Consider the following 26486-nt stretch of genomic DNA (forward strand, 5'->3'; position numbering starts at 1 on the left):
GCGCGCCATGACCACCGTCTTTTCCAGCGCCGAACAGCTGCTCGCCGCCGAGGGCCAGGACCTCGGCGCCACCGACTGGCTCGAGATCGATCAGGCGCGGGTCAACCTGTTCGCCGAGGCCACCGGCGACCACCAGTGGATCCACGTCGACCCCGAGCGCGCCGCCAGCGGCCCGTTCGGCGGCTGCATCGCCCACGGCTACCTGACCCTGTCGCTGGTCAACCTGTTCCTGCCGCAGCTGATCGAGGTCGACAACCTGCGCATGGGCGTCAACTACGGCTGCGACCGCGTGCGCTTCCCGGCGCCGGTCAGGGTCGGCGCGCGCATCCGCGGGCGCGGCGAGGTGGTGCGCGTCGAGCAGGTCGGCGCGGCGGTGCAGGCCACCGTGCGCGTCAGCGTCGAGATCGAGGGCGGCGAGCGCCCGGGCTGCGTGGTCGACACCATCAGCCGCTACACCTTCAACTGAGCGAGAGATTCCCATGCAAGCCAATCCGAACGATGCGGTGATCGTGTCCACCGCGCGCACCGCGCTGACCAAGTCCTTCCGCGGTTCCTTCAACGACACCGAGGCGCCGGTGCTCGGCGGCCACGTGGTGCGCGCGGTGGTCGAGCGCGCCGGCATCGAGCCGGGCGCGGTCGAGGACGTGATCATGGGGGCGGCGGTGCAGCAGGGCACCCAGGCCTACAACATCGGCCGCCTGTGCGCCTACACCGGCGGCCTGCCGGACAGCGTGCCGGGCATGGCCCTGGACCGCATGTGCGCCTCCGGGCTGATGACCATCGGCGTCGCCGCCAAGGGCATCATCACCGGCGAGCTGAGCGTGGCGGTGGCCGGCGGCGTCGAGTCGCTGTCGCTGACCCAGACCAAACACAAGAACAGCTACCGCGCGCAGTCGCTGGCGGTGCAGGAAGTGGTGCCGGCGGCCTACATCCCGATGCTGGAGACCGCCGAGATCGTCTCGCGCCGCTACGGCATCTCGCGCGCCGCCCAGGACGAGTACTCCCTGCAGAGCCAGCAGCGCACCGCCGCGGCGCAGGCCGCCGGGCTGTTCAATGAGGAGATCGTGCCGCTGGCCGCGCGCAAGCTGTGCTTCGACAAGGAGGGCAACCCGACCGGCCATGAGGAAGTACTCGCCGACCGCGACGAGTGCAACCGCCCGTCGACCAGGCTGGAGGATCTCGCCGCGCTCAAGCCGGTGTGGAAGGACGGCAAGTGGGTGCAGCAGGGCGAGTTCATCACCGCCGGCAACGCCTCGCAGTTCTCCGACGGCGCCGCCGCGACCCTGCTGATGAGCCGCGCCGAGGCGACGCGCCGTGGCCTGGCGCCGCTCGGCGTGTACCGCGGCATCGCCGTGGCCGGCTGCGCGCCGGAGGAGATGGGCATCGGCCCGGTGTTCGCAGTGCCCAAGCTGCTCAACCGCTTCGGCCTGACCGTGGCCGACATCGGTCTGTGGGAGATCAACGAGGCCTTCGCCTGCCAGGTGATCCACTGCCGCGACGTGCTGGGCATCCCCAATGACCGCCTCAACGTCAACGGCGGCGCCATCGCCATCGGTCATCCGTTCGGCATGTCCGGTGCGCGCATGGTCGGCCATGCCCTGCTGGAAGGCCGTCGCCGCGGCGTGCGCTACGTGGTGGTGGCCATGTGCATCGGCGGCGGTATGGGCGCCGCCGGGCTGTTCGAGATCGCCTGAGTCCCGCCCATCCCCCCTTCGGGGCTGGCGTAGGGGCGAATGAATTCGCCCCTACAGCGGGTTCATCCGCCAGCCCTGTACATCCCCATTCCCCCTCTCTGCGCCGGCGTACTCCTTATGGACGATGCCAGCGCAGGCCCCCCCTGCGGACCATCGGCTCATGCAAGAGCCTGCGTCGAACGGCCTCCGCACGGCGGCCTGTCACAACAAGAACAAGGGATAGACAGCATGAAAGCACTCGTTTGCCCATCGAAGCCCGCCCGGAGGTCGCCATGCGTCAGCTGATCGCCTACGCCGTCTCCGCGGCGGTCGCGGCGACCGCCGTGTACGCCTTCTCGCACCGCACTCCGCCGCCGCTGCCGGCCACCGAGCTGCGCACTGACCGCCTGCTGATCAACGACATGACCGTCGACGGCCGCCGGGTGGTCGCCGTCGGCGAGCAGGGCATCGTCCTCACCAGCGACGACCTCGGCCAGAGCTGGCAGCAGGCCGGCGTCGAGCCGCGCCGCGGCAGCGCGCTGACCGGCGTGGCGCGGCTGTCGGCCGAGCGCCTGGTGGCGGTCGGTCACGACGGCTGGATCCTGCGCTCCGAGGACGGCGGGCGCAGCTGGCAGGAGAGCCGCATCGACGACGAGCTGGCCGAGCCGCTGCTCGGCGTGTGGGCCGCCGGCGAGCAGGCCGTGGCCGCCTTCGGCAGCTACGGCAAGTACTTCGTCTCCAGCGACGGCGGGCGCAACTGGCAGGCCCGCGAGCTGCCGGTCGACGGCTATCACCTCAACGGCATGGACGGCGGCGCCGACGGCCGGCTGATGCTGGTCGGCGAGCAGGGCACCGCGCTGCGCTCGCTCGACGGCGGGCAGAACTGGGAGCGCCTGCCGGCCTTCTACAACGGCTCGCTGTTCGGCGTGGTGCGCCTGTCGGCCGAGCGCTGGCTGGCCTACGGCATGCGCGGCCACGTGTTCGTCAGCGCCGACTTCGGCCAGAGCTGGAGCCAGGTGCCGCTCGGCCACAGCGCGCCGCTCTACGGCCACACCCGGCTGCCGGGCGGCGACGGCGTGCTGGTGGTCGGCGCCGGCGGCTCGGTGATCCGCTTCGACCGCGACGGCCGGCTGGTCGGCAGCCTGCGCCTCGAAGGCCTGGGCACCCTGACCGCGGTATCGGCGCCGGACGACCAGGTGCTGGTGGTCGGCGGCGAGCACGGCCTGTTCAAGAGTCTGCGTGGCGGCCTGGCCGCGGTGAAGGAATGAGGGTGACGAGATGAAAGAGCAAACCTCCCGGGTGGATCGCTGGGTCGCGGCCTGCGCCGACCTGCTGATGGCCCGCCGCCGTTCGCTGCTGGCGCTGTTCGTCGCCATCACCATCGGCCTGGGCTACAGCGCCCTGCAGACCCGCCTGGACCCCGGCTTCAACAAGCTGATTCCGCTGCGCCACGAGTACATGGTGAACTTCCTCGAATACAGCAAGGTGTTCACCGGCGCCAACCGCTTCCTGGTCAGCGTGCGCTGGAAGGGCGAGGGCGACATCTACAACCCGGTGTTCCTCGATACCCTGCGCAAGGTCACCGACGACGTGTTCTTCACCTCCGGGGTCAGCCGCTCCAGCGTGACCTCGCTGTTCACCCCCAACGTGCAGTACGTCGAGGTGACCGAGGACGGCTTCTTCGGCGACGTGGTGGTGCCGCCGCGCTTCGCCGGCACCCTTGAGGATCTCGAGCAGGTGCGCAGCAACACCGCGCGCTCCGGGCAGATCGGCCGCCTGGTGGCCAACGATCAGAAGTCGGCGCTGGTGCGCGCCGACCTGCAGGACTTCGATCCGAAGACCGGCGCCAAGGTCGACTATGTCGAGGTGGCCAAGCGCCTGGAGGAGATCCGCAGCAAGTACAACAGCGACCAGGTCGAGATCAACGTGGTCGGCTTCGCCAAGCTGGTCGGCGACGTGGTCGAGGGGCTCGGCGCGGTGATGGGATTCTTCGTGGTGGCCTTCCTGATCACCGCGGCGCTGCTGTGGGGCTATTCGCGCTCGTTCAAGCTGACCGTGGTGGCGCTGCTGGTGGCGCTGCTGCCGGTGGTCTGGCTGCTCGGCCTGCTGCCGCTGCTGGGCCTGGGCATCGACCCGATGTCGATCCTGGTGCCGTTCCTGATCTTCTCCATCGGCGTGTCCCACGCGGTGCAGATGACCAACGCCTGGAAGCAGGACGTGCTGGCCGGCGCCAGCTCGGAGGCGGCGGCCCACGCGGCCTTCTGCAAGATCTTCATTCCCGGTGCGCTGGCGCTGCTGATGAACGCCCTGGGCTTCGCGGTGATCATGCTGATCGACATCCCCATCGTCCACGAACTGGGGGTGACCGCCTGCCTCGGCGTGCTGCTGATGATCGTCACCAACAAGATGATGCTGCCGATCATCATCTCCCACCTGCGCCTGGAGCGTTCGGCGCAGTCGCGCAACCAGCCGGACCCGCAGCGCAAGCACACCCTGTGGTGGCTGATCTCCGGCCTGGCCAAGCCCGGCCCTGCGCTGGTGGTGTTCGGCCTCAGCCTGGTGCTGCTCGCCGTCGGCACCCTCAAGGCCCGCGACCTGCAGACCGGCGACATCGGCGACGGCGCGCCGGAGCTGCGCAGCGACTCGCGCTACAACCGCGACAACGCGCGGATCGTCGGCAGCTACGCCATCGGTCTCGACGTGCTGACCGTGTTCGTCGAGGTCAAGGACCAGCCCGAGGCCTGCCTGACCCCGCAGGTGATGCGTGCGGTGGACCGCTTCGACTTCGCCGTGCGCCACGTCGCCGGCGTGCAGTCGGTGTCCAGCGTCACCGGCACCGGCAAGGTGGTGATCGCCGGCAACAACGAGGGCAACCCGCGCTGGTCGGCGATCCCCAACTCCGAGCGCGGCCTGCAGCAGGGTTCGCGCGCCTACTCCTCGGAGCTGGGCATGGTCAGCGACGGCTGCCAGCAGATGCAGGTCCTGGTGTTCCTCACCGACCACGAGGGGGCGACCGTCGCCCACGTGCTCAAGGAGGTCAAGCGCATCATCGCCGCCGACGTCACCCCGGGGGTCAACTTCCGCCTGGCCGGCGGCAACGTCGGCATCATGGCCGCCTCCAACGAGGCGGTGGACCGCGCCGAGGTGCTGATGCTGGCCGCGCTGTTCGGCTCGGTGGCGCTGTTCTGCTGGCTGACCTTCCGCTCGCTGCGTGCGGTGCTGTGCATCCTGGTGCCGCTGGCCATCGTGGCGATCCTCTGCAACGCGCTGATGGCGCTGCTCGGCATCGGCCTCAAGGTCGCCACCCTGCCGGTGGTCGCGCTGGGGGTCGGGGTCGGCGTCGATTATGGTATCTACCTCTACGAGCGCATCCAGCACGAGATGGAGGAGGGCCGCGACCTGCGCCACGCCTTCTACGAGGCGATGCGCCAGCGCGGCACGGCGGCGGTGTTCACCGCACTGACCATGTCCATCGGCGTGTGCACCTGGGCCTTCGCGCCGCTGAAGTTCCAGGCCGACATGGGCGTGCTGCTGGCCTTCATGTTCCTGGTCAACGTGTTCGGCGCGATCTTCCTGCTGCCGGCGCTGGCCGCCTGGTTCAACGAGGGCCGGCCGCTGGTGCGGGTGCGGGCTGCAGCCATGCCCAGTCAGGCGGTGGCGAGCACCGCTCGCCGTGAGGCGGAAGCCGAGGCAACCGTCCGGGTCTAGGGAGGAGCCGTAGAGGCGAATTCATTCGCCTGGCAGGGCCATGCTGGCGAATGAATTCGCCCCTGCGGGATTGGTCGGGCAGTCGCTCGGCGGACAGGGCTTGAACAGCGCCCCGCGTTTGTCGGAAGCTGTCTGGCCCGGGCCTGCCGGGCCGCCCCGGGGCGGCGCGGGCAGGCCAGTCTTGCGTGCCATCCTGCGATGGACGATCGATAAAAATAACAAGGGGCCGGCCAACGAGCCGGCTTCGCAAGAGGTGATAGGGTGGAAACGACTACTGCAGGCATCCATGCCCTGGCCGAACTGGATCTGGCCGAATACGACCGCCTGGTTGCGGCCCTGTACGACGCGGCGCTGGACAGCCGCCTGTGGCACATCCCCATGGAGCAGCTGCGCGACCTGTTCGCCGCCAACTACGTGACCCTGATCCTGCGCATCCCCGACCAGTCGGACGCCGGCCTGATGATCGTCGCCGGCGATGTCGAGGGCGAGGGCAAGGTCACCTACCTGACCTATCCGCACACCAGCACCCCGTTCATCAACCAGCCGGTCGACAAGGTGTTCACCGTCGACGACCTGATGAGCGAGAAGGACTGGCGCGAGTCCTCCTACTACCAGCACTGGTGCGGGCCGAAGGGCGTGTACCACGTGATGGGCGTGGACATCGCCACCCCGGATTCCGGCAAGCTGCGCTTTCGCATCACCCGCCCGGAGTCCGCGCCGAGGTTCTCGGCGCGCGACCGCGCGCTGTGCGAGCTGATCCTGCCGCACCTGCGCCGCGCGCTGAACATGCACAACCAGCTCGACCGCAGCCAGTCGATGGGTGCCCTGTACTCCCAGGCGATCAGCCGCCTGTCGGTGGCGACCATCGTCCTCGACGAGAGCGGCCGGGTGCTGCAGCAGAACGCCGTCGCCCAGGAGATCCTCGCCGGCGCCGACGGCCTCAAGCTGGTCGGCGGCCGCCTGGAGGCCTCCTATCCCAGCGACAACCGCGAGCTGCAGCGCCTGGTGCGCAACGCCTTCGCCCGCCAGGGCAAGGAGAGCCCGGCGATTGCCGAGGCGGTGTCGATCGCCCGGCCGTCCGGCCAGGTCAGCCTGGTGGTGGTGGTCGAGTCGGTGCCTTCGCTGGAGTGGGCGGAAAGCAAGGGCCAGCCGGCGGTGGTGGTGTACATCCGCGATGCGGTCGGCAAGTCGCTGACCAGCACCACGGTGGCCAAGCAGCTGTTCAACCTGACCCCGGCGGAGACTGCGCTGTGCCTCGAACTGGCCAACGGCCTGTCGCTGGAGGAGGCCGCCGAGGCGCTGAACATCCGCCGCAACACCGCGCGCGCCCACCTGCGCGCGATCTTCTCCAAGACCGGCGTGCGCCGGCAGACCGAGCTGGTGCGCATCATGCTCAACAGCGTGATGGCGGTCGGCCAGGCCGACGGCCAGGCGCCGCGGCTGCGCGCCGGCTGATATCGTCCGCACGGACGATTCGCCGCGCGCCGCGCCGCGCCTAGAGTGCGGACAGACCCAGCCATCGAGGAGAGTTCACCATGCCAGTCACAGCTGTCAGCGGTTCCGCGTCGGGCATCGGCGCCGCCGTGTGCGCCGCCCTGCACGCCGCCGGCCACGAGATCATCGGTATCGACCGCGCCAACGCCGAGGTGATCGCCGACCTGTCCACCGCCGAAGGTCGCCAGGCGGCGGTCGAGGGCGTGCTCGCCCGTTGCGACGGCGTGCTCGACGGCCTGGTGTGCTGCGCCGGCGTTGGCGTCACCGCGCCGTCTGCCGTGATAGTCGCGGTCAACCACTTCGGCGTCAGCGCGCTGCTCGACGGCCTGGCCGACGCGCTGGCGCGCGGCGAACACGGCGCGGCGCTGGTGATCGGTTCGGTGGCGGCGACCCAGCCGGGCGCCGACAGCCAGCCGATGACCGAGGCCATGCTGGCCGGCGACGAGGCGCGCGCCATCGCCCTGGCCAGCGAACTCGATCAGGCGCACGTCGCCTACGCCAGCTCCAAGTACGCGGTGACCCGCTACGCCCGCCAGCAGGCGGTGGCGTGGGGCGGCCGCGGCCTGCGCCTCAACGTGGTGGCGCCGGGTGCGGTGGAGACCCCGCTGCTGCAGTCCTCCAAGGACGATCCGCGCTTCGGCCAGGCGGTGCGCGACTTCGTCGCCCCGCTGGGTCGCTCCGGCCAGCCGGCGGAGATCGCCGCGCTGGTGGCCTTCCTGCAGTCGCCGCAGGCCAGCTTCATCCACGGCAGCGTGATGTTCGTCGACGGCGGCATGGATGCCATGGTGCGTCCGACGAAGTTCTGACTTTTCATCGCCAACGACGAGGCCACCTGCGGGTGGCCTCGTCGTATCTGGTCCGTATTGACGATGCCGGGCGGCAGGTCCGGCGCCAAGACTGCCGTAGGGGCGAATTCATTCGCCCTGGCGGGGTGATTGGCGAATGAATTCGCCCCTACAGGGGGGATTCGGGGATTTCACACAAGGGAGTCTGCAATGAACAAGGTGGCATTCATCACCGGCGCCAGCCGGGGCATCGGCCGGGCGACGGCGCTGGCCTTCGCCCGCGCCGGCTTCGACGTGGCGATCAGCGCGCGCACGCTGGAGGAGGGCGAGAGCCATCAGCACGCGCTGCGCAACCCGGACGGCACGCCGCTGCCCGGCAGCCTGGCCGCGACCGCCGCGGCGATCCGCGAACTGGGCCGCGAGGCCTTCGTGGTGCGCATGGACCTGCTCGACGGCGACTCGGTGTGCGCCGCCTGCGCGGCGGTGCTCGAGCACTTCGGGCGCATCGACGTGCTGGTCAACAACGCCATCTACCAGGGCAGCGACCTCAACCTGCCGTTCCTCGAGCTGGAGCCGGAGACCCTGCTGCGCGTCTACCAGGGCTACCTGCTGGCGCCGTTCCTGGCCACCCGCGCGGTGCTGCCGCAGATGCTCGAGCGCGGCGACGGGGTGATCGTCAACGTCACCTCCGGCGCCGGTGAGAGCGATCCGCCGGTGGCCGCCGGGCGCGGCGGCTGGGGCTACGCCTACGGCGCCGGCAAGGCCGCGGTGTCGCGCCTGTCCGGGGTGCTCGCCACCGAGCTGGGCGAGCGCGGCATCCGCGCCTTCACCGTCAATCCCGGCGTGGTCACCACCGAGGCGCTGATGGCCACCATCGGCGACAAGGGCGTGATCGCCCTGCGCGGCGGCATGGCGCCGCCCGAGGTGCCGGCGCAGGTGATGCTCTGGCTGGCCACCGCCGCCGAGGCCGCGGCGTTCCAGAAGCGCACCATCGCCGCCCAGCCGTTCGCCCTGGAGCAGGGCATAGTCGCCGACTGGCGGGTGCCGGTAGGCGCCTGAAATCGCGTCATCTAGTCCAAGCGGATGATGAGCGCCGCGCGTGCCTCGGTGAAGATCGACGGACGCCGCCGGCCGGCCCGCCCCGAGGCGCGGCCGGCCGGTGTCCCGCCTTGCGTGCGCTCAACGGAGAAAGCCTGATGACCTTTCCGGCAGACAATCACAACAGCAACAATGCCCTGCCAGCCCGCTATGCCCGTGGCTGGCACTGCCTGGGTATCGCCGACGACTACCGCGACGGCAAGCTGCACACCCTGAACATCTTCGGCAGCCGCCTGCTGGCCTTCGCCGACGACAGCGGCAAGATCAGCGTCCTCGACGCCCACTGCCCGCACATGGGCGCCGACCTGTCGCAGGGCACCCTGCAGGGCAACCGCGTGGTCTGCCCATTCCACCACTGGCAGTTCGAGGGCAGCGGCCGCTGCGTCGAGATCCCCTACTGCGAGCGCATCCCGCCCAAGGCCAAGACCCGCTCCTGGTTGACCTGCGAGGAGAACGGCCTGTTGTTCGTCTGGAACAACCCGGAAGGCAAGGCGCCGGCCGACGGCGTGGTGATTCCGCACCTGCCGGAGATGGACAGCGACGACTGGTCCCACGACTGGCACCTCGACACCCTGATCATCGAGACCAACCCGCGCGAGCTGGTCGACAACCTGGTCGACGCCCAGCACTTCGGCCCGGTGCACGGCACGCCGACCAAGTACTTCGCCAACGTGTTCGAGGGCCACATCGCCCAGCAGATCTTCCACGGCGACTCGATCCGCCTGGGTGGCGACCTGGTCGCCGAGTCGGCCTACTACGGCCCGGCCACCCACTTCACCCGCATGCGCGCGCTGTTCGAGGGGCTGGAAGTGCACTCGATCCTGCTCAACTGCCACGTGCCGATCGGCCCCAACAGCTTCGAGCTGCGCTTCGGCTGCCTGGTGAAGAAGATCCCGGGCTGGAGCGCGGAGCAGAACGATGCACTGGCCAAGGAGTACGTGCAGCAGAACCGCACCTCCTTCTACCAGGACGTGGATATCTGGAAGCACAAGGTGCGCGTCAACAACCCGGTGCTGGCCGAGGGCGACGGCCCGGTCTACCAGCTGCGCGAGTGGTACCAGCAGTTCTTCACCGACGAGGCCGCCGTGCCGCCGGCGATGTTCGAGCGCCGCGAGATCGTCACCGTCGACAAGCGCTGAGCCGCCCGCCATGCACGCAACCGCCCGGCATCTGCCGGGCGGTTTCGTTTGCGCCCCGCAGGTGTAGGCGGAGCCTGGATGGCTGCCGCACTGTAGGGGCGAATTCATTCGCCTTGGCAGGGTGTTCGGGCGAATGAATTCGCCCCTGCGGGCTGGGGGCGGTTGGCGTGCGCCGCTCAGAGAAACAGCTGACCGAGCGAAATCGAGGGCGCAACCAGCTGCGCCGGACAGTGCTGGCAGCTGTCCGCCTGGGCGAACAGCCGGGACTGACCACCGGACAGCAGGGCGGGGGAAAGGGTGGTGCAGGCAGAGAAGAGGGCCAGATAGATCAGCTTTCTTGTTTTCATTGTTGTGCTCTCGCTATCGAACTGCAGGCAGCGAGCCGACGGTGTGCCGTCGTGTCTCGAGGCCACCATAGGAAGCCGGAATGCCTTTGTCCTAGTCCGAACGGACTAGATGCGACGAGCGGTTCCCCACCTGCTGCAGGCATGGCTGGCGCAAGGCCGGCCGGGAGCTTCCGCCACCTCCAGCGCCAGCGCATCGTCCGAACGCAGGAGGGATGACCCCCCTTGTCTGATCGGACGATGCGACGCCCCCTGCGCGCCGCCACAGTCTGGCCATCTCCCAGCGCCGCAGTCTGCCTTGGGCTGGCCGGGGCTGGGTCGACGAGGAGGAGTCATGCAGCCAGTCACAACAATCAACAACGAATCGGCCTTGCGCGCGCTACCGCCTGCGGAGGTCGGCGCGCGGCAGGCCCCCGGCCGTTCCCGCATCCTGGTCGGCCTCTGCATCGTCGGTCTGGTGGCCGCCGGTACGGTCGCTTCGTTCCTGCCCCGTCCCGCGCCGGCGTTCCCGCCCAGCCTCCCCCGGCCGCAGCTGATGCTGATCAACGGCGCGGCGCAGGCCGCCGGCGCACAGCTGGTCGTCGCCGGCGAGCTGGGCCACCTGTTCCACAGCCCGGGCGTCGGCCAGCCGTGGAGCGAGGCAACGGTCGCTCCCCAGCGCGGCTCGACCCTGACCCAGGTGTTGTTCGCCGATCCCTCGCTGGGCCTGGCGGTCGGTCACGACAACTGGATCCTGCGCAGCGAGGACGGCGGGCTGAGCTGGCAGGAGGCGCATTTCGACGGCGAAGCCGCCGAGGCGCTGATGGGCGTGTGGGGCAGCGCGCGCGGGCCGCTGTTCGCCGTCGGCAGCTTCGGCCGCCTGCTGGTCTCGGACGATCGCGGCAGGACCTGGCAGCCGCGCGACACCGGCCTCGGCGACCGCCACTTCTACGGCATCGCCGGCGCCGGCGGCCAGCACCTGATGCTGGTCGGCGAGAGCGGCCTGGTCGCGCGCTCGACCGATGGCGGGCAGCGCTGGGAGCGCCTGCCGGACTTCTACAACGGCAGCTTCTTCGGCCTGCTCGCCCTGTCGGCCAGCGACTGGCTGGTCTACGGCATGCGCGGCAAGGTGTTCCGCACCGCCGACTTCGGCGCGAGCTGGCAGGAGATCGACGCCGACACCGGCCTGTCGCTCTACGGCGGCACCCGTACCGGCGACGGCCGGGTGGTGCTGGTCGGCGAGGGCGGGGTGGTCACCCAGTCCGCCGACGGCGGGCGGACCTTCAGGCGCCTCAACGACGGCGGCGCCGGCAGCCTGTCCGGCGTCGCCGAGCTGGCCGATGGCCGGCTGATCTTCACCGGGCAGGCCGGCATCGCCGTGGCCGGCGCACCGGCCCAATCCCCGACCCCCTGACCCGAGCGGACTTTCCCATGGACAACCACAAGAATGCCCAGTGGGTCGACCGCTGCGCCGACCTGCTCCTGGCCAACCGCCGCTGGCTGCTGGCCCTGTTCATCCTGCTGACCCTGGTGTTCGCCGCCACGGCCACGCGCATCCGGCTCGACCCCGGCTTCTACAAGATGATCCCGCTGCAGCATCCGTACATGCAGACCTTCACCGAGTACCAGAAGGCCTTCCCGGGGGCCAACCGTGTCCTGGTCAACCTGCGCTGGAAGGGCGAGGGCGACATCTACAACCGCGAGTTCCTCAAGGCCCTGCGCGAGGCGACCGACGAGGTGTTCTTCATTCCCGGCGTCGACCGCACCCGGGTGTCCTCGCTGTTCACCCCCGACACCCGCTACATCGAGGTCACCGAACAGGGCTTCTACGGCGACGTGGTGGTGCCGGCGAAGTTCGGCGGCAGCGAAGAGGACCTGGCGACCGTGCGCCGCAACGTGGCGCGCGCCGGGGTGATCGGCCGTCTGGTGCAGGGCGACCTGCGCGGCGCGCTGATCCGCGCCGACCTGCAGGAAATCAACCCGGAAACCGGCGCCAAGGTCGACTACGTCGAGATCGCCAGGGCGCTCGATGCGGTGCGCGCGAGGTTCGCCAGCGAACGGATCGAGGTCGACATCATCGGCTTCCCGGTGCTGATCGGCGACGTCGTCAGCGGCCTGAACGCGGTGTTCGTGTTCTTCCTGCTGGCCTTCGTCATCACCGCGGTGCTGCTGCTGGCCTACTGCCGCTCGCTGCGCATGACCCTGCTGGCCCTGGTGGTGGCGCTGCTGCCGGTGATCTGGCTGCTCGGCCTGCTGCCGCTGCTGGGCTACGGCATCGACCCGATGTCGATCCTGGTGCCGTTCCTGATCTTCTCCATCGGCGTGTCCCACGCGGTGCAGATGACCAACGCCTGGAAGCTGGAGGTGCTGGCCGGGGCCAGTTCGCTGGCCGCGGCGCACCGCTCGTTCCGCCGCATCTTCGTGCCGGGCGCCCTGGCGCTGCTGGCCAATGCGCTGGGTTTCGCGGTGATCATGCGCATCCAGATCGACAGCGTGCGCGAGCTGGGCATCACCGCCTGCCTCGGCGTGCTGCTGATGATCGTCACCAACAAGATGATGCTGCCGATCCTGCTCTCCTCGATGCGCCTGGAGGACTCCGCGCGGCGCAGCGCCACGGCCGGCGGCCAGCGCCATCCGTTCTGGTGGACGCTGTCGGCGGTGACCAGACCCGGCATCGCCCTGCTGGTCGCCGTCGTCTGCCTGGGCCTGCTCGGCGCAGGCATCGCGGAATCGCGCAAGCTGGTGATCGGCGACATCGGCAGCGGCGCCCCGGAGTTCCGCGAGGACTCGCGCTACAACCGCGACAACGCCAGCATCGTCGGCAGCTACGCGATCGGCGTCGACGTGCTCAGCGTGGTGGTCGAGGCCAAGGGCTTCGAGGGCGACGCCTGCCTGCACTACTCGGTGATGAGCGCGGTCGACCGCTTCGCCACCTTCATGCGCGGCGTGCACGGCGTGCAGTCGGTGGTCAGCGTGCCGGACATGGCCAAGGTCGGCATCGCCGCCAACAACGAGGGCAACCCGCGCTGGGCGGCGTTGCCGCGCAGCAGCCAGGCGCTGCAGCAGGGCGCCGAGGCCTACAACCCGGACCTGGGCATGAACACCCAGGGCTGCACGGCGATGCAGGTGCTGATCTACACCCGCGATCACGAGGGCGCGACCCTCCATCACCTGACCGGCGAGATCAAGCGCTTTATCGCCGAGCAGCCGCAGACCGACGCGGCCGGCCGCGCCGTCGCGTTCCGCGTGGCCGACGCCTTCCGTCTCGCCGGCGGCAACGCCGGGGTGATGGCGGCGACCAACGAGGCGGTGGAGCAGGCCGAGGTGGAGATGCTGGTGGCCATCTTCGGCGCCATCACCCTGATGTGCCTGCTGATGTTCCGCTCCTGGAAGGCGGTGCTGTGCATCATCGCGCCGCTGGCGGTGGTGTCGGTGCTGTGCAACGCGCTGATGGCCACGCTGGGCATCGGCCTCAAGGTCGCCACCCTGCCGGTGGTGGCCCTCGGCGTCGGGGTGGGCGTCGACTACGGCATCTACCTGTTCGAGCGGGTCAAGCACCAGATCGAGGCGGAGGGCCAGGACCTGCGCAGCGCCTTCTACGAGGCCATGCGCCAGCGCGGCACGGCGGCGATCTTCACCGCGGTGACCATGTCGGTCGGCGTCGCCACCTGGGCCTTCTCGCCGCTCAAGTTTCAGGCCGACATGGGCATCCTGCTGGCCTTCATGTTCCTGGTGAACGTGTTCGGCGCGGTGCTGCTGCTGCCGGCGCTGGCCTGCTGGCTGAACGTCGGCGGCGAGCGCCGCGCGAGCGGGTTGCCCGCGTCGCAACCTGCCGCCTGATCGATAGCCGGGGGCTGTCCGTGACGGGCAGCCCCCGGTAATTCCGCTGATTTCGAATGCGCGCCGGAGTGCCGCGCAGGGGCGTTCGCGCGCCCGCGAAAAGGGCTGGCCGGAAGCCGAAAAAGCGCCGATCCGCCTAGTCCGAACCAAGTATGTGAGCGCTTTTTTCGCGGGTAATCATGAACTCGCTCGACGATCAGCCTGCGGTTGTCGAGGCAGCAGCCAACTGCCGTGCGCCTTGCAAGTGACGGGTCTGCCGAGATTCAGGGGCGTATCAGGAAAACCATAACCAAGGTCCTCCGAGAGGAGCTGAACTGATGAATTACAAATACAAGAAACGTGGCGTATCCCGCCTGCCGCATCATTTCAAACTCAGCCTGCTCGGCTGCGCCGTGAGCGTGCTGGCGCTGCCGACCGCGCAGGCCGGCTCCTTCGAGTTCGGCGACGGCATCGAAGTCGACTATCTGGCCACCTTCAACTACGGCCTGAACATGCGTGCCGAAAAACAGGCGCACGCGCTGCTGGACAACATCAACGGCGACGACGGCAACCGCAACTTCGATCGCGGCAGCTTCTTCAACAACCGCGTCAGCCTGCTCGCCGAGATGGACATCCACAAGGGCGACTACGGCCTGATGCTGCGCGGCTCGTCGTTCTACGACTTCGCCTACATGCGCGACAACGACAACCGCTCGGCCAACACCATCAACAAGCTCGGCGACACCGACGAGTTCAGCTCCGAGGCCGAAGACCGCGTCGGCACCCGCACCCGCCTGCTGGATGCCTACCTGTACGGCGGCACCACCGTCGGCGACAGCGGCTTCCTCGACGTGCGTGTCGGCAACCAGGTCGTAGCCTGGGGCGAGAGCCTGTTCATCTCCGGCATTTCCGGGGTGCAGGGGCCGGTCGACGCCACCAAGGCCAACATCCCCGGCACCGAGATCAAGGAAATCCTCCTCCCCGAACTGCAGGCCTCCGCGCGCTTCTCGGTCAACGACTGGACCCTGCTCGGCTACTACCAGTTCAAGAACCATCCCTACGAACTGTCGCCGGCCGGCGAGTACTTCTCCTACGCCGACATGATCGGTCCGGGCGGCCAGTACATCCGCTTCATGCCGGGCGACCTGGCGACCCTGCTGAATTTCGGGGCGGCCATTCCGCGTACCGCAAGCGACAACGCCCGCGACGGCGGCGAGTGGGGCATGGGCGTGCGCTACAAGCTCACCCCCTACACCGAGGTGGGCGCCTACCGCCTGCGCTACCACGAGCGCACGCCGAGCCTGCTGCTCAACATCGACCCCGTCACCTTCTTCCCGACCTCCTACACCCTCAAGTACTTCGAGGACGTCGACCTGACCGGCGCCAGCCTCTCCACGCGCGTCGGCGACTGGCAGGTGTCCGGCGAGGTCAGCTACAAGGACGGCCTGTCGCTGCTGACCAGGACCGGCGTGTCGCGCGGCGAGGCGACCCAGGCGCAGGTGTCGCTGCTGAAGACCTGGGGCAAAAGCTGGATCGCGCCGCAGGCCTCGTTCGCCGGCGAATTCGGCGCGGTGCACATCAACGACGTCGACGACGGCGGCGTGAGCAACCTCGCCAACGACCGCAACGCTCAGTTCGGCCAGTTCATGGTCACCCTGACCTATCCGAACGTGTTCAACGGCTGGGATCTGGACGTGCCGTTCAGCTACGGCCACGCCTTCAACCAGTCCTCGGTGAGCACCTTCGGCTTCGGTGGCGACGGCGACGCGCGCGCCAGCCTCGGCGCCAGGTTCAAGTACCTGAACAACCTCGAAATGGGCCTGACCTACAACGCCTACCTGGGCTCGGCCGACCCGCTCGAGCGTCCGCTGGCCGACAGGGACTTCGTGGCCTTCAACCTCAAGTACAACCTGTAACAGCAGGAGACACAGCGATGAAGACGACTCTTTTCCGGGCCAGCCTGCTGAGTGCAGGCATCCTCTGCGCATTCAGCCAGACCGCGTGGGCCAAGGTTTCCCCCGAAGAGGCCGCGCGCCTGGGCAAGGACCTGACCTGCTCCGGCGCCGAGAAGGCCGGCAACGCCGACGGCAGCATTCCGGCGTTCTCCGGCAAGTGGCTGGGCGCCCCCGACCACATCAGGCACGAGGGGACCGGCAAGTTCTGGGAAAACCCCTACGCCAACGAAAAGCCGCTGTTCACCATCACCGCGCAGAACATGGAACAGCATGCCGACAAGCTCTCCGACGGCCTGAAGGCGCTGTTCAGGAAGTACCCGGAGACCTTCACCATTCCGGTCTACACCAGCCACCGCGATTTCCGCTTCCCCGACTGGGTCTGCGACGCCTTCAGGAAGAACGCCACCACCGCCGAACTGGTCGACGACGGCCTCGGCCTCAAGGCGGTGACCGGCTCCCAGCCGTTCCCGATCCCGAAGACCGGCCTCGAGCTGCTGTGGAACATCAACAACACCGGCCCGCAGCCGTTCAAGACCGAGCTGACCACCCAGGACGTGGTGGTCTACCCGGACGGCAACCTGGCCTGGGGCAAGATGGAGAACAAGTTCCTCGGCGTGCGCTCCGAGCCGGGCGTGATGCGCGACACCACCGACTTCACCCCGCCCTACGGCGGCATCCAGTCGCTGACCATCCAGAAGACCCACCTGCCGCTGCGCGACAAGGGCACGGTGTATTCGACGCGGGAGACCTTCAACTACAAGACCCTGCCGCGCGACGTCTACATCTACAACCCCGGCACCCGCCGCGTGCGCCAGGCGCCGTCGTTCGGCTTCGACATGCCGCAGGGCGCCGGCGGCTTCCGCACCGTCGACGAACACCACATGTTCAACGGCTCGCCGGAGCGCTACGACTGGAAGATCGTCGGCAAGCGCGAGATGTACATTCCCTGGAACGCCTTCAGCACCAACCAGGCCGAGGTGAAGATCGCCGACCTGATCAAGCACAAGGGCCACGTCAACACCGAGCCCATGCGCTTCGAGCTGCAGCGCGTCTGGGTGCTGGAGGCCACCCTCAAGCCCGGCTTCCGCCACCAGTACGCCAAGCGCGTGTTCTACATTCAGGAAGACACCTGGGGCGCGGCGCTGTCCGACCAGTACGACGGCCGCGGCCAGCTGTGGCGCACCGTGCTGGGCAACTGGATGTGGGCCTACGAGTCGCAGACTCCCTACTGGGGCATCGCCGCGCACCATGACCTGATCTCCGGCGCCTACCTGGTGGACAACATCGCCAACGAGACCGGTGCGCCGATCCTGGAAACCAAGGAAAACTGGACGCCAGCCATGTTCAGCGCCGAGGCGGCGGGTCGCTGGGGGCGTTGATCCGGTAGCAGAGCGGTAGAAGCGGAGCCCTCCCCACGCTGTGTGGGGAGGGCTTTTCTATTCTGGGTGGCCAGTGCCTTGATCGCTCCAGGCTGCACGCCGAAGTGCCGACTACCCCTTCAGCGCCGCCTCGATCGCCGCGATATCGATCTTGCGCATGGTCATCATCGCGTCGAAGGCGCGCTTGGCCGCTGCACGATCAGGGCTGGTAACCGCGGCCGTCAAAACGCGAGGCGTGATCTGCCACGACAGGCCCCACTTGTCCTTGCACCAGCCGCATTCGCTTTCCTGGCCACCGTTGCCGACAATCGCGTTCCACAAGCGGTCCGTTTCGGCCTGATCGTCGGTCGCCACCTGGAACGAGAACGCCTCACTGTGCCTGAACGCCGGCCCGCCGTTAAGCCCGAGGCAAGGGATGCCCATCACCGTGAACTCGACGGTCAGCACATCGCCCTGCTTGCCCGCCGGATAGTCGCCCGGAGCGCGCATAACCGCCCCCACAGCACTGTCCGGGAAGGTGGCGGCGTAGAAGGTCGCAGCGTCCAGCGCATCGTTGTCGTACCAGAGGCATATGGTGTTCTTGCTGGTCATCTTGGGGCTCCGCGATTGGGGGCTGGGAGATGGAGTCTAGTCGCGCAACCAGTTGGGGGGGGGCGGTGGCAGGGCAGTGGGCATAGCCGTGTGTCATAAGCTGATCTGCGATATCGTTATCGGCATCTGTCGACCCGGAGGGGCCAGTCGCGACAGGCAAAAATCTGTCAGGTGCGGTCATTGCCCGGTGACGATAGAATCTTCGCTGACATGGCTCTTCTCAGACTTGGGCATTTGTATGCACTTCGATAAATTACTGGCACGGTCAGCCATGCTTGAGGACCGGCTTATCGGCTTCTTCGCTCTGCCTTTAGTCAATGGCTCCAGCCGCCTACAGGCAACCCAAGCGCTAGCTAGCCTAGGATTTGAGCACGCTCGGAGCCTGAAGCATCTGGTAGCAGCAGGGCTGTACACCTCAGCTGCTGCACTGCTACGAGTACAGTACGAATCACTAGTTCGTGCAATTTGGGTGCTTTATGTGGCCAGAGATGGTCAGGTGGAGTTGATGCTTGCTGAGCTCACGCACGAGACGGCAAAGCAGGCAAGCAAGATTCCTATGCTCAGCCAAATGTTGGAAGATATTGAGGCGAAAGCACCGCACGCGCCGGTAGCTCACCTAAAGGAGTTTAAGCATTACTCTTGGCGACCTTTGAGCTCCTATGTGCATGGAGGTATCCATGCAGTTAATCGTCACGAGAGGGGGGTTCCACAAGAGCTGGTTTTGGCAGAGATCCAGCACTCGAATGGTCTTCTTGGAATCGCAGGCAATCTGCTTCTGATCCTGAGTGGTATACCGCCGGAGGTAGGAACGATGGCGGGAATTTACACGGAGTTCAAAGACTGCTTCCCTGCGAATAATCCGCCATATAAGAGCACTACTGAATCAGCGCATTGATCGCCCCCCAACTCCCTGTTCGACCATTAGTCGCTCAATTGGGACAGCCTAGGGTCGTATGAATCCACTCTCAAATGGACGAAGTTCACCCAATGTGGCCGGTTGCATCTGGTGGCAATCAGCCAATAGTGGTAACTCCCGAAAGCCATGCAGCATGAAAGCGGATCAAGCTACAGTTTTCTCTAGGGTTTTAGCTGAGATTTCCGGTTTGCTCAGCGAGTCAATAATGGCTTGGATTTCCTCAGGATGCTTAGGTCGTGGTCTGTAAATAATGTCGCGCTTCTCCACTAGCGTTCGATTTTGAGCGGCCGCAAAAAAATCCATGAGTCCGCCCAAGATAAAAAACAGAGAAATCCCCAGTGTAAATGGAATAAGCACTAACCCGATCAATATCCCTAAACACCCGCCTGCCGCTTGCTTTGAATCGTGCTCACATGCCTCAAGTTTCGTTATTTCCTGAGGGGCATAAAGAGAATCATCGAGCCCAAGGATGTCGGACGAAAAGAGCTCAGATTGTCCCCTCCCGCTTAGAGGTTGGGCCGGGTCTTTGCTATATTTTCCAAAAGCACGATGCTTGCTGAAGTGGTCCAGAAGTGTTTGCTCTAAATCCCACGCATCGTTGCTTCGTGTGAAAAAAATTTCTTTATCGATAAGTTTTTCATCGCCGTGGCCGCCATACGCCATGCGCTCGACCAAGCTAGCCTTTGTCGTGAAGCCAATTTTGTAAAAAAGACCCTGCGGGGTGTTTAGGCGCACATAGTAGACGTTACCTGCTGGATTGCTAGGTCTGCGAAACCATCGCTTGACTCTCGTATACAGTGATGCATGTGGCTTGGCCATTCTTTTAGAAATCTCAATCATCATTCGGTCGGGAAATAATACATTGGTGACAATGAGCTGCCTACCTCGGCTCTGCATCTCTCTAGGCTCGTTTCAGCTGGTGCTGCATAAAAAGGGTTTCCATACCGATAGCCTGTTCTGAATCGCCCGTAAATTTGTAGTCGCTCAATTAATGATCTCAGCCGTTTGCTGCTAGTCGCACAAGTGGGATTGGTCAATCCGAACGCCATACGTGGCCAGGCCCAAGCAAATTGGCTGGAAAGTGAAGGGCAAGGCCGCGCCAGCCCGCCGACGCACTGGCATGCTTGCCGGGATTGGCGTTTCAAGGAGCAGGGAGGTTGCCTACCCACTGCGACAAGCGGGCGGGGAGAGCGCTGTAGTGCCCGCAACGGACGCCCCGCCAACCCAGCAGAACGCCCGTTCATCTCCAACTCAGCGCAGCACGAACGCCTCCAGCTTCGGCGCCGCCATCTCATCCTTGAACCGCTGCTGCGACCACGGCCATGTATTCGGGATGCCGTCGGCGTCCAGATACCAGCTGTTACAGCCGGAGCCGAACACCGTCTTGCGCGCGGCGTCCTTGCGGGCCACGTCGTAGGCATCCAGCGCGGACTGCGCGGCGCTGACTTCCCGGCACTGGCCGCTGCGCACCAGTTCGATCAGCTGGGCGATGTAGCCCCACTGCAGCTCGGCGATGTCGATCAGCGAGAAGTTGCCGACCGGCCCGGTGGGACCGTTGAGCATGAAGAGGTTGGGGAACTCGGGGATCGAGATCGCCATGTAGGCGGTCGGCCCCTGGGCCCAGGCTTGCTCCAGGGTATGGCCGTCGCGGCCGGTGATCTGCATCGGGCGCATGAACTGGTCGGCCTTGTAGCCGGTGGCCAGTACCAGCACGTCCAGCTCGTGCAGCTGGCCGTCGCGGGTGCGCACGCCGCCGGCCTCGATGCATTCGATGCCGTCGGTGACCAGCTCGGCGTTCGGATGCTGGATCGCCTGGTAGTAGTCGGGCGAGTAGATCAGCCGCTTGCAGGCGGCGCGGTAGGTGGGGCGCAGCTTCTCGCGCAGGACCGGATCGCTGACGCTGTTTTCCAGGTTGTCGCGGGCGATGGCCTCGATTTCGAGGATTTCCGGCGAGTTGGCGTCGAGCACCGCGTTGGTGAAGCGCTCGACGTTGGCCAGGTAGGTTTCCTCGTTCTGCATGCGCTTGAGCAGGGCGCGGTCGGCGCGGAAGGCGGCCTTCTGCTCCTCGCTGTAGAACGGGTTGTCGACCGGGAAGATCCACTGCGCGGTGCGCTGGAAGTGCTTGAGCTTGCCGGCGCGGGCGGCCAGCGCGGAGACGATTTGCACGCCGGTGGAGCCGTTGCCGACGATGCCGATGCGCCGGCCGTCCAGCGGGATGTCGTGGTCCCAGCGCGCGCTGTGCAGCAGGTCGCCCCGGAAGCTGTCCAGGCCGCGCAGGCTGGGTGTGTTGGGGTGGTGCAGCACGCCGGTGGCGGCGATGACGATGTCCGCGCTGTCGGTGAGGCCGCTCTTCATCTCCAGCTGCCAGCGGCCGCCGACGAATTCGCAGCGGACGATTTCCTCGTTGAAGCGGATCAGCTCGTCGACCCGGTACTTCTTAACCGTGCGCTCGAAGTACTCCTGGATTTCCGCGCCCGGCGGCAGGAAGCGGCTCCAGTCGGGGTTGGGCTCGAAGGAGTAGGTGTAGGCGTGCGAGGGCACGTCGCAGGTCAGGCCGGGGTAGGTGTTCTCGCGCCAGGTGCCGCCGATGCGCGAGGCCTTCTCGTAGATGGTCACGTTGGCGAAGCCGGCTTCGCGCAGCTTGATGCCGCTGAGAATGCCGGCCATGCCGGCGCCGATCACCACCACGCGCAGGTCGGGTCTTGCTGCTGTGTCGTTCATGGTCACACCCTTTCTTGTTGTTCGGTGGGACCACTCTAGGGAGTTGCCGGCGGGCGGACCTGCCGTGTCCTTGCTAGTCCGATCAGACAATATCGTCTGCGTTTCGCTGCATCGCGGGATGCGGATGCCCGGTTGTCCAGGCACCGCCCTCTGGGCGGCGCAGGTCGGGGCGCGCCGTTGCCTGTAGGGGCGAATTCATTCGCCTTGAGGAGGATCGTTGGCGAATGAATTCGCCCCTACAGGGGGTGGGAGGTCAACCCGCGATTGCCGGGATAGCGTCCTTCTGGTGCGCCCGCTGCCGGGCGACGTGGGCGGCGGCGCGGCGGCCGGAGAAGATGCAGTCGGCGGCGGACAGGCCGGAGATGTACAGGTGCGAGGGCAGGCCGATGGCGGTGCGGCCGGCGGCGTACAGCCCGCCGATCGGCGTGTCGTCGGCGCGCAGCACCTGGCCGCTGTCCTCGTCGACGCGCAGGCCGCCGACGGTCATCGCCGACAGCGGGAACAGCCGGCTGCGGATCGACACGTCGATGGCGTAGAACGGCCCCTGGGCGATGGCGTGGATGTCCTTCTGGTCCTTGCCGAAGGGGTCGGCCTGCCAGCCGGCGGCCGCCTGGTTGTAGTCGCGCACGTTTTCTTCCAGCACCTGCGGGTCGAGGCCGCACTTGCGCGCCAGCTCGTCGAGGCTGCGCGCCTTGCGCGAGGCGAACAGCAGGGCGAGGATCGCCGGCTGGCGCTGGAACGGCAGCATGTCGTCCTTGCGCACCTGCTGCCAGGCCTTGCGGTACAGGGCGCGGTCGAGGATCAGCAGGCCGGCGCCGTCCTGTTCGTCGCCCATGATCTGGCCGATGGCGGCGCCGTAGAGCATCTCGTTGCAGTAGCGCTCACCGCGCCCGTTGACCAGCATGGCCTCGGCGAAGGCCTTGGGCGGGTTGAGGAAGCGCCAGCTGCTGATGCGGCCGAGGCGGTCGGCGACGGCGCCGACGCTCTGGCCGAGGCGGATGCCGCTGCCGTTGTCGCCGAGCGAGCCCAAGGGCATGGCGTTGGCGTAGGCGGGGGCGTAGTGGTTGGCCATCGCGCGGTTCTGGATGAAGCCGCCGCTGCTCAGGCACACGCCGTGGCGGGCGCAGATGCGCCGCTCGACGGCGTGCGCGTTCTTCAGCGCCTCGGCCTTGCGCCAGTAGCGCAGGGCGATGGCGCTGGTGAGGCCGGAGCCGGGGAAGCTGGCCGGCAGCATCAGCTGGAAGCGCGCCGCCTGCTGCATCAGCCGGGCGAACTGCGCCGCCGCCGCGCCGGGCGGCATCTGCAGCACCTTGACCCCCAGCACGTTGCCGTCGTGGTCGACGATCAGCTGGCGCACCTCGCTGTGCGCCATGAAGCGCACGCCCAGCCGGCTGGCCCGCTCGCGCAGCGGATCGGTCATGCGCACGCCGAAGCCGATGGGGGCGGAGGTGGGTGGCGAGTAGACCTTGTGCCCGCGCGCCGCCGGCCGGGCGACCGCCACCGAGCGTGGCAGCAGGGTGTTGTCGGAGTGGTACAGGTGGTAGCCCTGCGGCGGATAGGAGGTCTTGGCCGCGTACAGGGTGCTGTCGAAGCGCACGCCGTGGCCGCTCAGCCAGTCGATCATCTGCGCGCTCTGCTCGCAGAAGCGGCGCAGGGTGCTGTCCCTGACCACGCCCTGGGTCTCCAGCCTGAGGTAGCGGAACATGTCGTCCACCGAGTCCTCGACGCCCGCCGCGCGCTGGATGGCGGTGCCACCGCCGGCGTAGACCACTCCGCCGTTCATCGCCGTCGAGCCGCCGCCGTCGTAGGCGTCCAGCGCCAGCACTTCCAGACCTTGCTCGGCGGCCTCCAGCGCGGCGGCGATGCCGGCGCCGCCGTAGCCGACCACCAGGAAGTCGGCGGCATCGTCCCACGGCACGGCCGCGGCGTCGGCCACCCGCTCCGGCTGGCGGACGGGGGAATGCCAGTGGGGGCTACCGGGTTCGTCGCGCTGGGTCACGGCGGGTATCTCCTTGAATTGGTGTTGTGCAATCCCTGTGGGGGCGCATTCATTTGCCTTGGCGGGCTTTGGGGGGCGAATGCATCCGCTCCTGCAGGGGGGGCCGGGGTTCGCCATTGCATCGGCGATAGGGTTGGCCGCCAGGCGGCATTTGTAGGGGCGAATTCATTCGCCATGGGCCGCAAAGCGGCCCCGGTGGTTGTCGAGGGCAGGCCGGTGGCCTGTTTGGCGAATGAATTCGCCCCTACATGGATCGGCGGTCAGGAGCGGGCGGGCTTGGCGTTGAGCTGCGCGTCGCCGGGGGTGCCCAGCACGCAGCTGGTGCCGCCCGGGGTGTACATCATGGCGACGCAGCGGTTGCACGAGGTGCAGCCGGTGGCGCCGGCGCCGCCCGCGGCCAGCTGGTTGACGAACTCGGGGTCGAAGATCAGCCCGCGGCCCAGGGCCACCGCCTCGAAGCCTTCGCCGAGCGCCTGCTGCACGTTGGCGGCGGTCTTCACCCCGCCCAGGTAGGCCAGCGGCATGTCGACCGCGGCGCGCACCTTGCGCGCATGTTCGAGCAGGTACAGTTCGCGGAACTCCACCTTGGGTTCGGTGAACTGCTGGATGGTCATCGCCGCGCGGACGATGGGGTTGCTGACGCTGACGCGGTTTTCCTTGGGGAAGGACGAGCCGAACAGGGTGGTGGTGGACTCGACGTTCATCCCCGCGCTGAGCACCAGCAGGTGGGCGCCTTCGCGCTCGAGGATGCGCGCCACTCCGGCGCCGTCCTCGGCGGTGTGGCCGCCCTTGGCGCCTTCGGTGACGCTGTACTTGCAGATCACCGCCAGCTCGCGGCCCACCGCCTCCAGCACGCGGCGCAGCACCAGGGCGGGGAAGCGCAGGCGCTTGTCGAGGCTGCCGCCCCAGTCGTCGCGGCGCTTGTTGTACAGCGGCGAGATGAACTGGCTGAGCAGGTAGCCGTGGCCCATGTGGATCTCCACGGCGTCGAAGCCGGCCTCGCGGGCGAGCCGGGCGGCCTGGGCGAACTCGCCGGCGATGCGCTGCATGTCGGCCTCGCTCATCGCCTGCTTGAGGAAGCGCCCGCTCATGATGCCGACCTTGTTGAAGCCGCCGCTGGCCGACAGCGGCCGGGGCGTGGACAGCTCCTCGAGGAAGGTGAAGCAGCCGCCATGGGTGATCTGCGCCGAGGCCGCGCCGCCGTGGCGGTGCACGGCGTCGGTCAGCACGTGCAGGTGGGGCACGGCGTCGCGGTCGAGGGTGATCTGGTCGGGGAAGGTGCGGCCGTCGCGGCTCACCGCGCAGTAGGCCACGGTGGTCAGCGCGGTGCCGCCGGCGGCCATCGCCTCGTGGAAGCGCACCAGCTGCTTCGACGGCGTGCCGCCGCGGGCCATGCCCTCGTTGGTGGCGGACTTGATGAAGCGGTTCTTCAGCGTCAGCGGGCCGATCTTCAGCGGGCTGAACGGCGACGGCGAGGCGGGCAGGATCTTGTTGTTATGCATGCTGAGTCCCAGCGATTCGACTTCAGGTGGCAAGCAGGGCGCCGGGCAGAAGGCGCTCCCGTTGCTGCCGGTGGCGGGCCCACGGGAGCCCGATGCGATGTTCCTACCATAGATAGCGGGGCAGGGGGCTACCTCGTCCGAACAGACTAACTGCCGGCAGGTGCTCTGCGCATCGGCCACTGGCCGGTTAGTCCCATCGGACGATGCAGGGCGGCAGCGCGTTGACGACGATCCGGACGACCCCCGTGGGCGAATTCATTCGCCAATTCCCGGCGCGAAGGCAAGGGGCGCGACAACCCCCTGTAGGGGCGAATTCATTCGCCTTGGCTGGGTGTCCGGGCGAATGAATTCGCTCCTGCAGGACCGGACTGCCCAGGGACGGCCGCACCGCGCACAACCACCGAGAGGATCAGACATGAGTTGCGAGAATCGCCAGGTCGCCGTGGTCACCGGCGCCAGCCGTGGTGTCGGCAAGGGCATCTCCCTGGCCCTGGGCGCCGCCGGCATGGTCGTCTACGTCACCGGCCGCTCGACCACGGCCAGCGGCGCGCAGCTGCGCGGCCAGGTGCTGCCGGGCTCGATCCAGGAAACCGCCGAGGCGGTGACCCGCGCCGGCGGGCTGGGCATTCCGGTGGCCTGCGACCACGCCGACGATGCGCAGGTCAGGGCGTTGTTCGAGCAGGTCGGCCGCGAGCAGGGGCGCCTCGACCTGCTGGTCAACAACGCCACCTTCCTCCACGAGAACCTCATCGATCCCGGTCCGTTCTGGGAGAAGCCGCTGGAGCTGGTCGGCATCCTCGACGTCGGCCTGCGCTCGGCCTACGTCGCCAGCTACTACGCCGCGCCGCTGCTGGTGGCCGGCGGGCGCGGGCTGATCGCCTTCGTCTCCTCCTATGGCGCCGGCTGCTACATGCACGGCCCGGCCTACGGCGCGCAGAAGGCCGGCTGCGACAAGCTGGCCGCCGACATGGCGGTGGATCTGGAGGGCAGCGGCGTCGCCGCGCTGTCGCTGTGGCTGGGCCCGCAGCGCACCGAACGCACCACCATCGCCGGCGAGGAGCGCGCCGACCAGTACGAGGCCTTCCTCGCCCAGGCGGAAACCCCCGAGTTCAACGGCCGGGTGATCCGCGCCCTGCTCGACGACCCGGCGCTGGCCAGCCTCAGCGGGCAGACCCTGGTGACCGCCGAGCTGGCGCCGGGCTACGGCATCAGCGAGTAGGGCGGCCGCCAGCCGCCGTCCTACCGCGAGCAACTGGGCGCGCCGCGCGTGCCGCATCCGGGACGGGTGATCTGACAGGGCAAACTTCCCGCTCTGTAGGGGCGAATTCATTCGCCCGAACACCCCGCCAAGGCGAATGAATTCGCCCCTACAGGGAATCAGGCG

At 67.6% G+C, this 26486-nt stretch carries 20 protein-coding genes; 14 read left to right on the forward strand and 6 right to left on the reverse strand.

Translation table 11 applies throughout. From position 1 onward, the window contains the following. The first annotated feature begins 7 nt into the window (after window positions 1-7). The 8 genes from BLT78_RS04970 (at window position 8) to BLT78_RS05005 (ending at window position 9897) form a co-directional block, all read left to right on the forward strand. Window positions 8-466: a MaoC family dehydratase gene (locus BLT78_RS04970; protein ID WP_090347905.1), complete on the forward strand. Its 459-nt coding sequence runs from the start codon at window positions 8-10 to the stop codon at window positions 464-466. Window positions 467-479: 13 nt separating this feature from the next. Next, complete coding sequence (locus tag BLT78_RS04975) at window positions 480-1694, forward strand: acetyl-CoA C-acyltransferase (protein ID WP_090347906.1); 1215 nt, start codon at window positions 480-482, stop codon at window positions 1692-1694. Window positions 1695-1966: 272 nt separating this feature from the next. After that, window positions 1967-2941, forward strand: a complete 975-nt coding sequence (locus BLT78_RS04980; protein ID WP_090352147.1) for a WD40/YVTN/BNR-like repeat-containing protein — start codon at window positions 1967-1969, stop codon at window positions 2939-2941. Window positions 2942-2951: 10 nt separating this feature from the next. After that, window positions 2952-5381: an efflux RND transporter permease subunit gene (locus BLT78_RS04985; RefSeq protein WP_090347907.1), complete on the forward strand. Its 2430-nt coding sequence runs from the start codon at window positions 2952-2954 to the stop codon at window positions 5379-5381. Window positions 5382-5642: 261 nt separating this feature from the next. Beyond that, window positions 5643-6836 (forward strand): helix-turn-helix transcriptional regulator, encoded by a 1194-nt coding sequence (locus tag BLT78_RS04990; protein ID WP_231975706.1) that lies wholly within the window; start codon window positions 5643-5645, stop codon window positions 6834-6836. Window positions 6837-6916: 80 nt separating this feature from the next. Beyond that, complete coding sequence (locus tag BLT78_RS04995) at window positions 6917-7681, forward strand: SDR family oxidoreductase (RefSeq protein WP_090347908.1); 765 nt, start codon at window positions 6917-6919, stop codon at window positions 7679-7681. A gap of 189 nt (window positions 7682-7870) precedes the next feature. Continuing rightward, window positions 7871-8719, forward strand: coding sequence for an SDR family NAD(P)-dependent oxidoreductase (locus tag BLT78_RS05000; protein WP_090347909.1), 849 nt, complete (start codon window positions 7871-7873; stop codon window positions 8717-8719). 137 nt (window positions 8720-8856) lie between these two features. Next, window positions 8857-9897, forward strand: coding sequence for a Rieske 2Fe-2S domain-containing protein (locus BLT78_RS05005; RefSeq protein ID WP_090347910.1), 1041 nt, complete (start codon window positions 8857-8859; stop codon window positions 9895-9897). 176 nt (window positions 9898-10073) lie between these two features. Here BLT78_RS05005 and BLT78_RS21310 read toward each other — a convergent pair whose 3' ends face one another. Continuing rightward, window positions 10074-10244 carry a hypothetical protein gene (locus tag BLT78_RS21310; protein WP_157719480.1) on the reverse strand — a complete coding sequence of 57 codons (171 nt, stop codon included), beginning with the start codon at window positions 10242-10244 and terminating at the stop codon, window positions 10074-10076. A gap of 331 nt (window positions 10245-10575) precedes the next feature. On the opposite strand from BLT78_RS21310, the gene BLT78_RS05010 reads away from it, so the two are divergent. The 4 genes from BLT78_RS05010 to BLT78_RS05025 all read left to right on the forward strand — a co-directional run bounded on the left by BLT78_RS05010 (window position 10576) and on the right by BLT78_RS05025 (window position 17373). Next, window positions 10576-11634, forward strand: coding sequence for a WD40/YVTN/BNR-like repeat-containing protein (locus BLT78_RS05010; RefSeq protein ID WP_157719481.1), 1059 nt, complete (start codon window positions 10576-10578; stop codon window positions 11632-11634). Window positions 11635-11651: 17 nt separating this feature from the next. After that, window positions 11652-14060 carry an efflux RND transporter permease subunit gene (locus BLT78_RS05015; RefSeq protein ID WP_090347912.1) on the forward strand — a complete coding sequence of 803 codons (2409 nt, stop codon included), beginning with the start codon at window positions 11652-11654 and terminating at the stop codon, window positions 14058-14060. A gap of 317 nt (window positions 14061-14377) precedes the next feature. After that, window positions 14378-15955 carry a DUF1302 domain-containing protein gene (locus BLT78_RS05020; protein ID WP_090347913.1) on the forward strand — a complete coding sequence of 526 codons (1578 nt, stop codon included), beginning with the start codon at window positions 14378-14380 and terminating at the stop codon, window positions 15953-15955. A gap of 17 nt (window positions 15956-15972) precedes the next feature. Beyond that, complete coding sequence (locus tag BLT78_RS05025; protein ID WP_090347914.1) at window positions 15973-17373, forward strand: DUF1329 domain-containing protein; 1401 nt, start codon at window positions 15973-15975, stop codon at window positions 17371-17373. Window positions 17374-17484: 111 nt separating this feature from the next. On the opposite strand, the gene BLT78_RS05030 is transcribed toward BLT78_RS05025, so the two are convergent. Then, window positions 17485-17964, reverse strand: a complete 480-nt coding sequence (locus BLT78_RS05030) for a VOC family protein (protein WP_090347915.1) — start codon at window positions 17962-17964, stop codon at window positions 17485-17487. Window positions 17965-18202: 238 nt separating this feature from the next. On the opposite strand from BLT78_RS05030, the gene BLT78_RS05035 reads away from it, so the two are divergent. Further along, window positions 18203-18859: a DUF6988 family protein gene (locus tag BLT78_RS05035; RefSeq protein ID WP_090352149.1), complete on the forward strand. Its 657-nt coding sequence runs from the start codon at window positions 18203-18205 to the stop codon at window positions 18857-18859. A 165-nt stretch (window positions 18860-19024) separates the two neighbouring features. Here BLT78_RS05035 and BLT78_RS21315 read toward each other — a convergent pair whose 3' ends face one another. The 4 genes from BLT78_RS21315 to BLT78_RS05050 form a co-directional block, all read right to left on the reverse strand. Further along, window positions 19025-19777: a hypothetical protein gene (locus BLT78_RS21315; RefSeq protein ID WP_157719482.1), complete on the reverse strand. Its 753-nt coding sequence runs from the start codon at window positions 19775-19777 to the stop codon at window positions 19025-19027. Window positions 19778-20131: 354 nt separating this feature from the next. Continuing rightward, window positions 20132-21601 (reverse strand): flavin-containing monooxygenase, encoded by a 1470-nt coding sequence (locus BLT78_RS05040; RefSeq protein WP_090347916.1) that lies wholly within the window; start codon window positions 21599-21601, stop codon window positions 20132-20134. A gap of 253 nt (window positions 21602-21854) precedes the next feature. Beyond that, window positions 21855-23600: an FAD-binding protein gene (locus BLT78_RS05045; protein ID WP_231975708.1), complete on the reverse strand. Its 1746-nt coding sequence runs from the start codon at window positions 23598-23600 to the stop codon at window positions 21855-21857. A 260-nt stretch (window positions 23601-23860) separates the two neighbouring features. After that, window positions 23861-25102 (reverse strand): NADH:flavin oxidoreductase, encoded by a 1242-nt coding sequence (locus BLT78_RS05050; protein ID WP_090347918.1) that lies wholly within the window; start codon window positions 25100-25102, stop codon window positions 23861-23863. Between the two features lie 415 nt (window positions 25103-25517). Here BLT78_RS05050 and BLT78_RS05055 point away from each other — a divergent pair, with 415 nt between their 5' ends. Further along, entirely contained in the window at window positions 25518-26321 is an 804-nt protein-coding gene (locus BLT78_RS05055; protein WP_231975710.1) for an SDR family NAD(P)-dependent oxidoreductase, read from the forward strand. The last annotated feature ends 165 nt before the right edge of the window (window positions 26322-26486 follow it).

Source organism: Pseudomonas oryzae, assembly GCF_900104805.1.
Lineage (GTDB): Bacteria > Pseudomonadota > Gammaproteobacteria > Pseudomonadales > Pseudomonadaceae > Geopseudomonas > Geopseudomonas oryzae.